Raw genomic sequence first — 13,682 nt, forward strand, 5'->3', positions numbered from 1 at the left:
GAGGTGGCCGTTTCGACCCGAAAATCCGCTGCTTGCGGGGTATGTCGGCGACCGGGGTCAGGATAACGCCTGCCCGTACCGCGCCCTCGGCGGGGCCGCCCGCCCGCTCGCCTATCCCACCCCTCGCTGCCGCACCACCGACCCGCCCCGTCCCTTCACCACCTCCAGCTGCGCGTGCACCCGGCGGCGCAGGTCGGCGACGTGGCTGACGATGCCCACGCTGCGGTCCCGCTCGCGCAGTGAGTCCAGGACGTCCAGGACCTCGTCCAGGGTCTGGTCGTCCAGGCTGCCGAAGCCCTCGTCGATGAAGAGCGTGTCCAGGCGTACGCCGCCCGCCTCGTCGGTGACGACGTCCGCGAGGCCCAGCGCCAGCGCCAGCGAGGCGAAGAACGTCTCGCCGCCCGAGAGGGTCGCCGTGTCGCGCTCCCGGCCCGTCCACGCGTCGACCACGTGCAGGCCGAGGCCCGAACGGCCGCGCCCCGTACGGTCGTCGGAGTGCACCAGGGTGTAGCGCCCGGACGACATCCGGCGCAGCCGGACCGTCGCGGCGGCGGCCACCTGCTCCAGGCGGGCGGCCAGCACGTACGACTCCAGGCGCATCCGGCGTTCGTTGTCCGCCGAGGTGCCCGCGGCGAGGCCGGCCAGCCGGGCCACGCGGTCGTGGGCGGCGCGCAGGGGCGCCAGTGCGCGCGTCGCCGCGGCCGTGCGGGCGGAGAGCCGGTCCAGTTCGGCGCAGCGGCGTGCCGCGGCGTCGCGCGCGGAGGCCGCCGTCCGCAGCCGCCGCCCCGCGGCCTCGGCCTCGGCCCGCGCCGCCGGCAGATCGGCGGGCGGCTGCCGGTCGGCGGCGGCCGTGTCCGGTTCGGCGAGGACGGAGCGCACTGCGGCCTCTTCGTCGCGCCAGGCGTCGATGCGGTGTTGCAGCTCGCGGTGGCGGGCGTCGTCGAGGAGGGCCTCGGCCGCCGCCCGCGGGGTGTCGAACTTGGCACGGAAGGCGGCGTCGGCCAGGCGTGCGTCCGCCGCCTTGAGGCGCTCGGCGGTGTCGGCGGCGACGCGCGCGGCGTCGGCCGCCTCGGTGAGCAGCGCGGTCTGCCGTTCGAGCTGGGCGGCACGGTCGGCGACGCTGCCGGTGGCGCCGCGCACCCGGGTCAACTCGGCTGCCAGCACGTCCTGTTCGCGGTCGAGTGCTTCGCGCAGGGTGGCGCGGGACGCGGCGCGGCGGGCGGCCTCCTGCTGCTCGGCGGTCCTGCGGTCGTACTCGCGCTCGGCCCGCGCGAGCGCCTCCCGCGCGGCGTGCAGCCCTGAAGCGCGGTCGCGGGCCTCGGCGTGCGCCCGCCGCAACTCCCCCACGATCCCGTCGAGTTCCTCGACGGTCGGTTCCGCCTCCCCGGGTTCGCCGGTGGTCCGGCGTCCCACGCCACCGCGTGCCGCCTCCGTGGCCGCGGTCAGGGAGGCCTGGACGTCGCCGAGCGCGCGCTCTGCGGCCGTGCGGGCCTCCAGCGCGGCACGGTGGGCGGTGAGCGCCTCCTCCTCGGTGCGCCGGTCCACGTGTCCGGCGCTCTTGCCGGCCGGGGCGGGGTGCTCCGTGGCCCCGCACACGGCGCACGGCTCGCCGTCCGTCAGACGCGCGGCGAGCTCGGCGGCGATGCCCGTCAGGCGCTGTTCCTTGAGAGCGAGCCAGTGCTCATGGGTGGCCCCGGCGTGTTCGCGCGCGGTCAGGGCGCGCTCGTGGGCCGCCGCCGCTTCCCGGGCGAGGCGGTCGCGGCGGTGGGCGGCGTCCAGGCGGTCCTGGGCCGGTTCGAGGCGGCCCGCCAGCCGCTCGGCGTGCGTCGCGGCCTCCCGCGCGGATTCGACGCGTTCCTGGAGGGCGGCCCGGGCCCCCTCCCAGCCGTCGAGCCAGCCGGACGCGTCCCGCAGCAGGTCGTCGTCGGCGCGCTCCTGCCGCTCCAGCGCCGCGCGTTCGGCGGCGATGTCGGCGAGCCGCTGCTCCGCGCGCCGGGCGGCTCCGAGGCCCCCCAGCTCCTCGGCCGCCTTGCGCGCGGCGGCGGCCAGCCCCGACGCGCCGGAGTCCGCGAACGTCTCGGGGAGGCGGCCACGCGCGTGTGCCTCCTCTTGGGCGGCCCGGCGGTGTTCCGCCTCGGCGGCGTCGCGCAGGGCGAGCGCGGGGGCCACGGTCTCGGCCTTGCGCGCCCGCTCCAGGCGCCGCTCGTGCTCGCGCCGCTCCTCCTCGCGGGCCTGGAGCCGCGCCGCGCGCTCCCGTGCCTCGGCGAAGCGGTTCTGCAGCCGGTCGAGTTCGCGTACGTCACCGAGTCGGCGTTCGGCGGCGGCCTGCGCGGATTCGGCGGCGGTGAGGGCGCACCGCGCGATGGTGAGGCGTTCGCGGGCGCTCGCGCGGGCCACAGCGGCCCAGGAGAGGACCTCGGCGGCCAGGCCCGGGTCGCCGGGCGCGAGGCCGGGCAGGGGCAGCTCGGCTTCCCCGCCGTCGTCGGCGGCGGCCTGCTGCATGCGGTGCGCGTCGGCGAGGAGCGCCGCGTCGCCGTCCTTGACCTCGGTCTCCGTGGTGCGCCGCTGCTCGGCGAGCCGCTGCTCGACGGCGGCGAACCTGCGGGTGTCGAAGAGGCGGCCGAGCAGCTTGCCGCGCGCTTCCGCGTCCGCGCGCAGGAAGCGGGCGAAGTCGCCCTGGGGCAGCAGCACGACCTGGCAGAACTGCTCCTTGCTCATGCCGAGCAGCTGGGTGATCTCCTCGCCTATCTCCTGGTGGGAGCGGCTCAGGTCCTTCCAGCCGCCCTCGGGAGCGCGCTCGCGCAGCCAGCTCTGGGCTTTGTCGGTGGTGGTGCCGGTGCCGCGTTTCTTGGGCCGCGCCCAGGGCGGCATGCGGGTGATCTCCAGGCGGCGCCCGGCGACGCTGAGCTCCAGGCACACCTCGGTGCGGGTGTCCTGCCGGGCGTGGTCGCTGCGCAGTGTCATGCCCTGTCCGCCGCCCTGGCGGGGGCCCGGCACCGAGCCGTACAGGGCGTAGCACACGGCGTCCAGGACGGAGGTCTTGCCGGCGCCGGTCGGCCCGTGCAGCAGGAAGAGGCCGGCGGCGGAGAGCTTGTCGAAGTCGATGTCCTGGGCAGTGCCGAAGGGCCCGAACGCGGTGAGGCGCAGCCGGTGGAGTCTCATCGGGCGACCTCGTGCACGGTGTCGTCCGTGCGGACGTCGTCGAAGGCGGACCGCAGGACCGCCCGCTCGTGCGGGTCGGGCCCGGCGCCGCGCACATGGGCCACGAAGTCCTCGGCGATCTGCTGGTCGCTGCGGCCCTCGAGGCGCCGGGCGTAGGAGAGGTCCGGGTCGTCGGGGGCCCGGTCCGGGTCGAAGAGGAGGCTGAGGGTGTGCGGGAAGCGCGCGCAGAGCCGGGCCATGGGGTCGTCGGGGCGCACGGCGTCGGTGAGGGTGGCCTCGATCCACGCCTCCTCGTGCCGGGTGAGGGCGGGGTCGTCGAGCAGCTCGTCCAGGGTGCCCCGGATGCGGGCCAGTGCGCGCGGCACCGGGCAGTCGAGGCGCTCGGCCCCGATCTCCCCTCCGGGGCCGAGGTCGATCAGCCACATGCTCTTGCGGTGGTCCGCTTCGGAGAAGGAGTACGGCAGCGGCGAGCCGGAGTAGCGCACGCGCGGGCCGAGCGTCTGGCTGCCGTGCAGGTGACCGAGCGCGGCGTAGTCGACGCCGTCGAAGAGCGCGGCGGGCACCGACGCGACCCCGCCGACGGTGATGTCCCGCTCGCTGTCGCTGGCCTGGCCACCGCTGACGAAGGCGTGGGCGAGCACGACGGAGCGGGTGCCCGGCGCGCGGGTGGCGAGGTCGGCCCGTACGCGGTCCATGGCGGCCGCGACGACGGCCTCGTGGCCCGCCTTGTCCACCCCGAACTCGTCCTTGACCAGGGCGGGTTCGAGGTAGGGCAGGCCGTAGAACGCCACGTCCCCGTGGTCGTCGGCGAGGATGACGGGGTCCGCGCAGGCGGCGGGGGCGGTGCGCAGGTGGATGCCGGCGCGGTCGATGAGGCCCGCGCCGACGCCGAGGCGGCGCGCCGAGTCGTGGTTGCCGGAGATCATCACCGTGGGCACGCCGAGGTCCGCGAGCCGGTGCAGGGCGTCGTCGAAGAGTTCGACCGCGGCGAGCGGCGGCACCGCCCTGTCGTAGACGTCACCGGCCACCAGGACGGCGTCGACCTCGCGCTCGCGCACGGTCGCCACCAGGTGCGCGATGAACGCGGCCTGGGCGTCGAGCATGTTCACGCGGTGGAACGAGCGGCCCAGGTGCCAGTCGGACGTGTGCAGCAGCCTCATGATCCCCGAGACTAACGGGCGGGTCGGACATCACGGGCGGCCACCGCCGTATCCGTACGCCTCCTGCGCCCCGGCTCCCGGGGGCACCCGCGACGTCATGCGTCCCCGTACGCCTCTCCCCCGAGGTCGAACACGGCGGTGCCCGCGGTGGCGTCGGCCAGCCAGCCCCGGAAGGCGGCGACGTCGGCGTCGGGCAGAGCGATCTCGATGGTGACGGCCTCGCCGTAACGAACGTCACGCACCTCGCGGCCGGCCGAGCGCAGATCGTTCTGGACCTTGCCGGCGCGCTGGTGGTCGACGGTGACGGTGGCCAGGCGGAAGCGGCGGCGGGTGACGGTGCCAAGGGCGTCGAGCGCCTCGCCGACGGCTCCTCCGTAGGCGCGGATGAGACCGCCCGCGCCGAGCTTGACGCCGCCGTAGTAGCGGGTGACGACGGCGGCGACGTACCGCATGTCCCGGCGGGTGAGCATCTGGAGCATCGGGACACCCGCCGTGCCGCCGGGCTCGCCGTCGTCACTGGCCTTCTGGATCGCCGCGTCGGCCCCGATGACGTATGCGAAGCAGTTGTGCGTGGCCGTCGGGTGCTCCTTGCGGACGCGCGCGACGAAGTCCTGCGCCTCCCGCTCGGTGGCCGCGGGCGCCAGGGTGCACAGGAACCGCGAGCGGTTGATCTCGGTCTCGTGCACGCCCTCGCGGGCCACTGTGCGGTACTCGTCCTGCATCACGCCAGCGTAGGCGCTCGGCGGGCGCCGCCCGAGCCGGGAGCGGCGCCGGGTGGCGCACGTCACTGTCCCCGCGCGCGGGCGCCTCAGCCGGGTACGGTGATCTCTCGTGACGTCCCCCTCGATATCCGTGCGCCAAGTCCCGGAATCCCCCGGCCCCTTGGCATCCATGCTGGCCGCCGCGCCCGTCACCGTCGTGGAGACCCGTGACGACCCGGCCGACGCCGTGCTCTTCCCCGAGGAGGAGGCGGTGGTGGCGAACGCGGTGGCCAAGCGGCGCCATGAGTTCACCACCGTGCGGCACTGCGCCCGCGCCGCGCTGCGGCGCATCGGGGTGCCGCCCGCCCCCATCCTGCCGGGGCAGCGGGGAGCGCCCCGCTGGCCCTCCGGGGTCGTCGGGAGCATGACGCACTGCGCGGGGTACCGCGCGGCCGTCGTGGCCCGCGCCGGCGAGGTGATCTCGCTCGGGGTCGACGCGGAGCCGGGCGAGCCGCTGCGGGACCCGGACGTCCTGAAGCTGATCGCCGACGAGACGGAGCGTGCCGCGCTCGCCGCGCTGGGCACCCGGTATCCGGGCACGCCCTGGGACCGGCTGCTGTTCAGCGCCAAGGAGTCGGTCTACAAGACGTGGTTCCCCCTGACCGGGCGCTGGCTCGGTTTCGAGGACGCCCGGCTGGAGCTGGACCCGGCCGGTACGTTCACCGCGCGGCTGCTCGTGGCGGGGCCCGTGGTGGAGGGCGCCGAGCTGACGGTGTTCTCCGGCCGGTGGACGGTCCGCGACGGGATAGCCGCCACGGCGATCGTCCTGCCGGTCGGCGTACGCCAGGCGTCCGCCGCGCGATAGGCGGGCCGGCCCGCCAGGTGCCCGGCACGCGTGCCATGCCGCAGCTGTGCGGCGCGTCGAGGTAGGGGGCGAGCAGCGCGGCTGTCTCGCCCCCGATGACGTCGGCGCCGAAGTGAGGATCCGGCCGCCCCGGTCGCGGCGGAGGCTGAAAAAGATGGAGCGCGCCGGCACCGGTGAATGCGCCCCGGCGGCTCCCCTCCCGACCCGACTGTCGTCCCCGTGCGACCGGACCACCACAGGGGCTGCCCGATGCGCAGGTGGAAACGTTTTGTCTCCACTTGTTCGCACCGCGGTCGACACGTGGTCCGATCCTGACTCGACCGGCGAGTAAGGGCGCGAACACGGTTCCAGATATGCCTTTTTCGTATCGTCATACTTCCTTTCATGCTCTTGCAGCACCTTCCGGTCATGCACCTAGCTGGTTGCTGCGCCCACTTCCTCGCCCCGGCTCCCCGATGGGGTCAGGGCAGGCCGACGGAGCCCCAGCGCACCGCCGCCGAGGGAAGGGGTGTCGATCCGCAACCTGAGGAGGGGTCATGAAGAAGGCCTACGAAGCACCGGCACTCGTCCGGCTCGGAACGTTCCGGAAGAAGACCGGGCTCCTGGCGCGCTCCGGCAACGACCGGCTCATCCTGAGCAAGAACTGACGGAGCGACGGTTCTGACACGACGTCATGACTGAACTGCACGAGAGTGCGGGGACGGGCCCCGGCGACGCGCACTTCACGGTCTTCCACGACCGTGCGGAGGCGGCCGCCGTGGCCCGCACCTTCGCCCGCCCCGGAGCACGGACCCTCCACCATCCTTCGGGCCGGCCGTGGCTGGTGGGCCAGTGGGACGACCAGGAGATCGTCACGGCCCGCGCCGACCACGCATCCCTGGCCGTCATCGGCTGCTGTCCCGTCGAGGCGGCCGAACTGGAGGCCCGGGCCCGGCGGCTGCGCGATCTGGCCGAACTGGACGCGTTGGCCCGCTCACTGCCCGGCAGCTTCCACCTCGTCGCCGCCCTGGACCGGCAATTGAGGGTGCAGGGCACCGCGTCCGGGCTCCGGCTGGTGTTCCACGCGGACGTGGACGGCGTGCCGGTGGCCGCCACCCGCGCCGACGTCCTCGCCGCCGCGCTGGGCAGCGGACCCGACGTGGAACGGCTCGCCGTCCGGCTGCTGTGGCCGGTCCCCTACCCGCTCTTCGAGACCTCCCTCTGGCGCGAGGTCACCGCTGTCCCGCCGGACAGCGCGTTGATCGTCGCCGCCGACGGACGGACCGTACGCCACTCGCGGTGGTGGCATCCGCCGCGTCCGGTCCGCACGCTCGCCGACGGCGCTCCGCTGGTGCGCGAGGCCCTCGGCGCCGCGGTGAACGCCCGTACCCACCAAGGAGGCGTGGTCAGCTGCGACCTGTCCGGCGGCCTGGACTCCACCTCCGTCTGCTTCCTGGCCGACCGGTCCCCGGCCAAGGTCGTGGCCAGCACCTGGCCGGGGCGCGATCCCGCCGACACCGACCTGTACTGGGCCGAGCAGGCGACGCGACATCTGCCCGACGTCGAGCACGTGGTGTGGGACGCGGACGCCTCACCGCTGGTCTACGACGACCTCCTGGGCATCGACGACCTGCTGGACGAACCGACCATCGGCGTCATGGACCGCTCGCGGGTGCTGCGCCATCTGCCCGCGATGGCGGCGCGCGGCAGCCGGGTGCACCTGACGGGCATCGGCGGTGACCACGTGGCCTGGTGCTCCGAGGCGTACTACCACCGGCTGGCGCGCACCCGTCCGCTTCTCGCGCTGCGGCAGCTCCGCGGCTTCCGGGCCCTGTGGCAGTGGCCGCTCGGCGGGACGGTCCGCGCCCTCGCCGACTCCCGTCCGTACGGGCGATGCCTCGCCGACGCCGCCGGTCACCTGCGCGACCCGCTCCCCGCGTCGGTCGCCACCGGCCTCGGCTGGGGCATGCCGCCGCGCCTCTTCGACTGGGTGACACCCGACGCCGGACGCATGGCCGAACGGGCGCTGCGCGAGGCCGCCTCGACGGTCGCCCCGCTGCACCCGGACCGGGGCATGCACGCCGATCTGGAGCAGATCCGCTCCTGCACCCGCATCATCCGCCAGTGGGACCGCATGGCGGCCCGCGCCGGGGTGCCGATGGCCTCGCCGTTCCTGGACGACCGCGTCATCGAGGCGTGCCTGGCGATCCAGCCGCAGGAGCGTGTCACGCCCTGGGCCTACAAGCCCGTGCTCACCGCCGCGATGCGCGGCATCGTGCCCGAGGCGTGCCTGCGCCGCACCACCAAGGCCGCCGCCGCGATGGACGCCGCCGACGGTCTGCGCCGGCACCGCGCCGACCTGGCGACCCTGTGGGAGAACTCCCGGCTGGAGGAGCTCGGCCTGGTCGACGGCGACGCGCTGCGCCGGCTCGCGCAGCGGCCCTCCGCTCCCGGGCTGCGCGACGCCATCCTGTACTCCACCATCGCCGCCGAAGTATGGCTGCGCGGCCTGTCCCCCGCCCGTACCCGTTAGGCACGCCCCCGGAGAAAGGCAGACACCCACCATGGCACTGCGGTTCGGCCCCGACGTCTGCACCACGGAGACCGATTACGGCACGGTCCTGCTGGATCAGCGCAGCGGCGACTACTGGGAACTCAACCCCACCGGCACCCTGGTCGTGCGGACCCTCCTGGACGGTGGCGGGGAAGCGGCGGCCGTCGACGCGCTCGTCGCGGAGTTCGACATCAGCCGGCCCCGCGCGGAGCAGGACGTCGCGGATCTCGTGCGGGAGCTGCGGGAGTCGGGGTTGGCCTCATGACGACGCCGAGCGCCCTGGTGCGGCCCACCGGCGTGCCCTTCACCCGGCGCCTGGGGGCCCGCCTCGTCCTGCTGCCGGCCGTCGTGCTGTCGCTGCTGCCCCCGCGCCGGATCCGCGCCGTCCTGGCTGTCGTACGGCGGGGAGCGGCGCCGGCCACGGCCGCGCAGGCCCAGAACGCCCGGGACGCGATGTGCGCGGTCAGCCTGCTGTGCGCCGGGCCCAAGGGGTGCCTGCCCCGCTCGCTGGGCGCGGTCCTGCTGTGCCGGCTGACGGGCGGCTGGGCCACGTGGTGCACGGGGGCGAGCGTGGTGCCGCCGTTCAACGCGCACGCGTGGATCGAGGCGGAGGGGCGGCCCGTGGGCGAGGACATGCCGGACGACTACTTCGCGCGGCTGCTGGCGGTGGGCCCGCTGGTCACGAGCCGGTCGCGCCGCCCATGACAGCGGCCGCGAAGGCGCCCGACCGCTCGACTCGGGCCGCGGTGGCCACCATGTACGGACTCACCAGCGGGCACCGGGCCTCCGTCACCGTGGCGAGCGCGCTCACCCTCGTGGGGTCCGCGCTCGGGCTCGCCCAGCCCCTCGTCGCCAAGCACATCGTGGACGCGGGCGACGGCGGACGGGCGTACTGGCCCCTTCTGCTGCTTCTGGCCGCGCTGTTCGTCGGCGAGGCGGCCACGGGCGCCGTCGGCCGCTTCGTCCTGGAGCGCATGGGCGAAAGAGTCGTACGCCAGCTCCGCCACGGCCTGGTCGCGCGGCTGCTGCGGCTGGAGATGCGGGAGTACGACCGGCATCGCACCGGTGACCTGATCTCCCGCGTGACCGCCGACACCACCCTGCTCAGGGAGGTCGTCTCGCAGGCCCTCGTCGACCTCGTCACGGGCGCTCTCGTGGCCGCCGGCGCGATCGCCCTGATGATGTGGCTCGATCCGCTGCTGCTCGTCCTGGTCGCCCTGACCGTGGCCGTCGCGGCCGGCGTCGTCGCCTCGCTCCTGAAGGGCATCCGCGCCGCCTCCGAGCACATGCAGGGTTCGGTCGGCGCGATCGCCTCCGACCTCGAACGCGCCCTCGGGGCCCTGCCGATGGTCCGCGTCCACGGGGCCGAGGAGCGCGAGGCGCGGCGCGTCGGCGAGCGCGTCGACTCCGCGTACGAGGCGGGCGTACGGACAGCGAGGCTCGCGTCCTTGATGAGTCCGGCCGTCGAACTGGCGGTCCAGGGTTCCTTCCTGCTCGTCCTGGTGATCGGCGGCCTGCGCGTCACGGGCAGCGCGAACTCCCTCGGCGACCTCGTCGCCTTCTTGCTGTACGCCTCCTACCTCGTCCTGCCCCTGTCCTCGGTGTTCCGCGCGGCCGGTCTGATCCAGCGGGGCATGGGCGCCTACCAGCGCATCGAACAGGCCTTGAACCTGCCCGCGGAGCCCTCCCCTGCCGGGCGGCGGACTGATCCGGAGCGCGGAGAGGGGCCCAGAGGCCAGGTCGACCCCGGACACCGGACCGTACGCGCGCGCACTCGGGAGGCGACGCGGCGCATCGGCTCCGACGGCGTACCCGCCCTCGCGCTGCGCGACCTCACCTTCGGCTACGACCCCGGCCGGCCCGTCCTGCGCGGCGTCAGCTTCTGCGTCCCCCACCGACGTCACACGGCGCTGGTCGGCCGGTCGGGCGCCGGCAAGAGCACGATCTTCGCCCTGGTGGCGAGGTTCTACGAACCCGATTCCGGGGCCCTCCTCTTCGACGGGCGGCCCTCCACCGACCTGACCCGCGCCGAATGCCGCGAGCGGATCGCCGTCGTCGACCAGAGCACCCACGTCGTGCACGGCACCCTGCGCGACAACATCACCTACGCCGTGCCCGACGCCCCCGAGTCCGAGGTGCGGCGCGTCGTCGAACTCGCCCAGCTCGACGATGTCGTACGGCGGCTCAAGGGTGGCCTGTCCGGCATGCTGGGCGAGCGCGGCAACACGCTCTCGGGCGGCGAACGCCAGCGCGTCGCCCTGGCCCGCGCCCTGCTCGCCCGCCCGGAACTCCTCCTGCTCGACGAGCCCACCTCCCACCTCGACGCCATCAACGAGGCCGCGCTCACCGCGGTGATGAGGGACGCGGCGCGGGAATGCGCCCTGCTGGTGATCGCCCACCGGCTCTCCACCGTCCAGCACGCGGACCAGATCGTCGTCCTGGAGGACGGCCGCGCCACCGCGTGCGCGGCCCACGAGGAGCTGCTCGCCGTCAGCCCCCTGTACCGCGAACTGGCGGCCGGTCAGATGCTGCACCCGGCCACCGCGCCCAAGGACGAGTGGGCCCCGGCCCCCAGGCCGTCGGCCGGGTCGGGAACTTCTCGGCCCGACTGCTAGTTTCTACAGTGTTGTAGAAACACCGATATGTTTGGGGAGTTCCTCATGGCCCTGTGGGACCGGTTCAAGGAGTCCGCGTCGACGATGCAGACCCAGCTGACGGCGAAGAAGAACGACCTGAAGAGCGGCGCCTTCCGCGACGCGAGCATGGCGATGTGCGCCCTGGTGGCGGCCGCCGACGGCACCGTGGACGCCGCCGAACGCCTGCGCGTGGCGCAGCTCATCGGCACGAACGAGGTGCTGCAGAACTTCCCGGCGGACGACCTGCGCCGCCGCTTCGACGCCTGTGTCGACAAGTTGACCGCCGACTTCGCGTTCGGCAAGGTCAGCCTCCTCCAGGAAGTCGCCAAGGCGAGGAAGAAGCCCGCGGAGGCCCGTGCCGTCATTCAGATCGGCATAGTCATCGGCGGCGCCGACGGCGACTTCGACAAGGACGAGCAGGCCGTGGTGCGCGAGGCGTGCTTCGCGCTCGACCTGCCGCCGCACGAGTTCGACCTGTAGGCGTCTGTCGCGAGTCGCGTCGTCGGCCCGGCGGCGGGCCTCCTCACAGCGGCGTGGCCGCGCGCAGGATGAGCACCATCGTGACCGCCGAGTTCGCCGAGGACATGGCGGACACGGCGGTGCCGAACGCCGCGCCCCACAGGGCGAGTCCCACCGCGGTGAACAGGGAGGGGCGCGTGCGCGCGGCGGGCGCCGGGGCGAGCAGCGCGGCGACGCGGCGCGGCACGGGCCCCGGCGCGGCGAATCCCGCGAGGGCCGGCGCGGGGGCGCCCCGCGAGACCAGGGCCGCCTTGCCGATCGCGCGGGCGACGACCCGCCGGTCCCGCACGGCGAGCGCCGCCGTCTCGTCGGCCCATCGCTCGGCCGTGAAGGCGACGGAGGTGCGCAGCGGCCGCAGGAACGGATTGGCGCGGGCCGCCAGTTGGGAGATCAGCAGATGCCGGTGGTGCCGGGCCGCCAAGTGGGCCCGTTCGTGCGCGAACAGGGCACGCCGCTCGGGTGCCGCGAGCCGGGTCAGCATGCCGGTGGTGACGACGACGCGGCCACCGCGCCGCGAGGGGAGGGCGTAAGCGTAGGGGACCTCGTCGGGGAGCACGGCGACGGACGTACCGGGGAGCGCGCCGAGCGCGCGGTGACCCCGGCGCCGGACGCGCGCGTGCCGCAGCAGGGTGCGCGCGCACGCGGCGCACACGGCGAGCAGTGCGGGGATCGCGACCTTTCCCGCGACCTCGTCGTAGGGCACGGCGGCGCGCACCTCGGGGTCCGACCAGCCGTCCGGCAGGGGGTTGCCCGGCAGTTGGGCCGTGCCGACGACCATGAGGAGGGCCAGACACAGCGTGCTGCACAGGGCCATCACCCCGGCGACGGCGGTGAGCACGCGCGTGGCGGTGCGCGGGTGCAGATGCTGCTCGGCGAGGCGGGCGACGGGCCAGGCGGTCAACGGCAGCACGAGGGGCAGGAAGACGAAGACGCCCATCAGGCAGAGGCTCCCATCGGCCGTCAGTCGTCGGTTCCGGCGCCCGCCCGCCCGAGCAGCTCGCGCAGGAGCTGCTCGTCGTCGGGCGTCAGCGTCGTGACGAAGCTGGCGAGGACCGCCTCGCGGTCGCTCTCGGCGTCGAGCACCTTGCGCATCCGGAAGGCGGCGAGACCCGCCTCGTCCGAGGAGGAGGTCCACGCGAAGGACCGGCCCGCGCGCTCCCGGGTCACCACGTCCTTGGCGAGCAGGCGGGTGAGGATCGTCATCACGGTCGTGTACGCGAGGTCGCCGCCGATCCGCTCCTGCACCCAGGCGGCGCTGACGGGGCCGCGGGCGGCGTGCAGCGCGGCGAGCACCTGCTGCTCCAGCTCGCCCTGGGCGCGGCGGCGCAGCCGTGGCCGGCGCTCCTCGCGCTCGTGGTCGTCACCCTCCATGCCCGGTTCTCCCTCCAGCCTCATGGTGCTCCGCGGCCGGGAACGCCACATCGTAACGGGCCATGAGCACCCCACCCGCTTCTACATTCCTGTAGATTCCGTGGACGGATTCTACGAAAGCAAGCACCCGGAACTCGGACCTCAGGAGGACATCGTGGGAGTTTCCCTGGCCAAGGGCGGCAACGTCTCGCTCAGCAAGGAGGCCCCGGGCCTGACCGCCGTCCTGGTCGGCCTGGGCTGGGACGTGCGCACCACGACCGGCACGGACTACGACCTGGACGCCAGCGCGCTGCTCTGCGACGACTCCGGCAAGGTCGTCTCCGACCAGCACTTCGTCTTCTACAACAACTTGACGAGCCCGGACGGTTCGGTCGAGCACACGGGCGACAACCTCACCGGTGAGGGCGAGGGCGACGACGAGGCGGTCAAGGTGAACCTCGCCCAGGTGCCCGCCCAGATCTCGAAGATCGTCTTCCCCGTGTCGATCCACGACGCCGAGAACCGCGGGCAGAGCTTCGGGCAGGTCCGCAACGCCTTCATCCGCGTGGTGAACCAGGCGGACGGCGTCGAGATCGCGCGCTACGACCTCTCGGAGGACGCCTCGACGGAGACCGCCATGGTCTTCGGCGAGCTGTACCGCCATGGCACGGAGTGGAAATTCCGTGCGGTCGGCCAGGGTTATGCCAGTGGGCTGAGGGGCATCGCGTCGGACTTCGGCGTGAACGTCTGACCGAG

At 74.3% G+C, this 13,682-nt stretch carries 13 protein-coding genes; 8 read left to right on the top strand and 5 right to left on the bottom strand.

Going from position 1 to position 13,682, the window contains the following annotated elements; all coding sequences use genetic code 11:
* Nucleotides 1-111 precede the first annotated feature (111 nt).
* The 3 genes from ACZ516_RS12650 to ACZ516_RS12660 form a co-directional block, all read right to left on the bottom strand.
* On the bottom strand, nt 112-3,162 hold the full coding sequence (locus ACZ516_RS12650) for an AAA family ATPase (protein ID WP_469009989.1): 3,051 nt from the start codon (nt 3,160-3,162) through the stop codon (nt 112-114).
* On the bottom strand, nt 3,159-4,322 hold the full coding sequence (locus ACZ516_RS12655; protein ID WP_361082152.1) for an exonuclease SbcCD subunit D: 1,164 nt from the start codon (nt 4,320-4,322) through the stop codon (nt 3,159-3,161). The genes ACZ516_RS12650 and ACZ516_RS12655 overlap by 4 nt, the downstream gene beginning before the upstream one ends.
* A gap of 95 nt (nt 4,323-4,417) precedes the next feature.
* Nucleotides 4,418-5,044, bottom strand: coding sequence for a YigZ family protein (locus ACZ516_RS12660; protein WP_358910161.1), 627 nt, complete (start codon nt 5,042-5,044; stop codon nt 4,418-4,420).
* A 169-nt stretch (nt 5,045-5,213) separates the two neighbouring features.
* On the opposite strand from ACZ516_RS12660, the gene ACZ516_RS12665 reads away from it, so the two are divergent.
* The 7 genes from ACZ516_RS12665 to ACZ516_RS12695 all read left to right on the top strand — a co-directional run bounded on the left by ACZ516_RS12665 (nt 5,214) and on the right by ACZ516_RS12695 (nt 11,537).
* Nucleotides 5,214-5,888, top strand: a complete 675-nt coding sequence (locus ACZ516_RS12665; protein WP_361082278.1) for a 4'-phosphopantetheinyl transferase family protein — start codon at nt 5,214-5,216, stop codon at nt 5,886-5,888.
* A gap of 536 nt (nt 5,889-6,424) precedes the next feature.
* On the top strand, nt 6,425-6,535 hold the full coding sequence (locus ACZ516_RS12670; protein WP_358584124.1) for a keywimysin-related RiPP: 111 nt from the start codon (nt 6,425-6,427) through the stop codon (nt 6,533-6,535).
* Between the two features lie 26 nt (nt 6,536-6,561).
* A complete protein-coding gene (locus tag ACZ516_RS12675; protein ID WP_469009991.1) occupies nt 6,562-8,400 on the top strand; it encodes a lasso peptide isopeptide bond-forming cyclase in 1,839 nt (612 codons plus the stop codon).
* Nucleotides 8,401-8,431: 31 nt separating this feature from the next.
* Complete coding sequence (locus tag ACZ516_RS12680; protein WP_469009992.1) at nt 8,432-8,686, top strand: lasso peptide biosynthesis PqqD family chaperone; 255 nt, start codon at nt 8,432-8,434, stop codon at nt 8,684-8,686.
* Nucleotides 8,683-9,126 carry a lasso peptide biosynthesis B2 protein gene (locus ACZ516_RS12685; protein WP_469009994.1) on the top strand — a complete coding sequence of 148 codons (444 nt, stop codon included), beginning with the start codon at nt 8,683-8,685 and terminating at the stop codon, nt 9,124-9,126. The genes ACZ516_RS12680 and ACZ516_RS12685 overlap by 4 nt, the downstream gene beginning before the upstream one ends.
* Nucleotides 9,123-11,036 (top strand): ABC transporter ATP-binding protein, encoded by a 1,914-nt coding sequence (locus tag ACZ516_RS12690; protein WP_469009995.1) that lies wholly within the window; start codon nt 9,123-9,125, stop codon nt 11,034-11,036. The genes ACZ516_RS12685 and ACZ516_RS12690 overlap by 4 nt, the downstream gene beginning before the upstream one ends.
* A gap of 45 nt (nt 11,037-11,081) precedes the next feature.
* Nucleotides 11,082-11,537: a tellurite resistance TerB family protein gene (locus tag ACZ516_RS12695; RefSeq protein WP_358584133.1), complete on the top strand. Its 456-nt coding sequence runs from the start codon at nt 11,082-11,084 to the stop codon at nt 11,535-11,537.
* 43 nt (nt 11,538-11,580) lie between these two features.
* Here ACZ516_RS12695 and ACZ516_RS12700 read toward each other — a convergent pair whose 3' ends face one another.
* On the bottom strand, nt 11,581-12,513 hold the full coding sequence (locus ACZ516_RS12700; protein WP_469009997.1) for a M56 family metallopeptidase: 933 nt from the start codon (nt 12,511-12,513) through the stop codon (nt 11,581-11,583).
* A gap of 23 nt (nt 12,514-12,536) precedes the next feature.
* Nucleotides 12,537-12,947 (bottom strand): BlaI/MecI/CopY family transcriptional regulator, encoded by a 411-nt coding sequence (locus tag ACZ516_RS12705; RefSeq protein ID WP_361082276.1) that lies wholly within the window; start codon nt 12,945-12,947, stop codon nt 12,537-12,539.
* Nucleotides 12,948-13,101: 154 nt separating this feature from the next.
* Here ACZ516_RS12705 and ACZ516_RS12710 point away from each other — a divergent pair, with 154 nt between their 5' ends.
* A complete protein-coding gene (locus tag ACZ516_RS12710; RefSeq protein ID WP_358584137.1) occupies nt 13,102-13,677 on the top strand; it encodes a TerD family protein in 576 nt (191 codons plus the stop codon).
* The last annotated feature ends 5 nt before the right edge of the window (nt 13,678-13,682 follow it).

The sequence above is a fragment of the Streptomyces sp. NPDC034037 genome, from assembly GCF_055575715.1.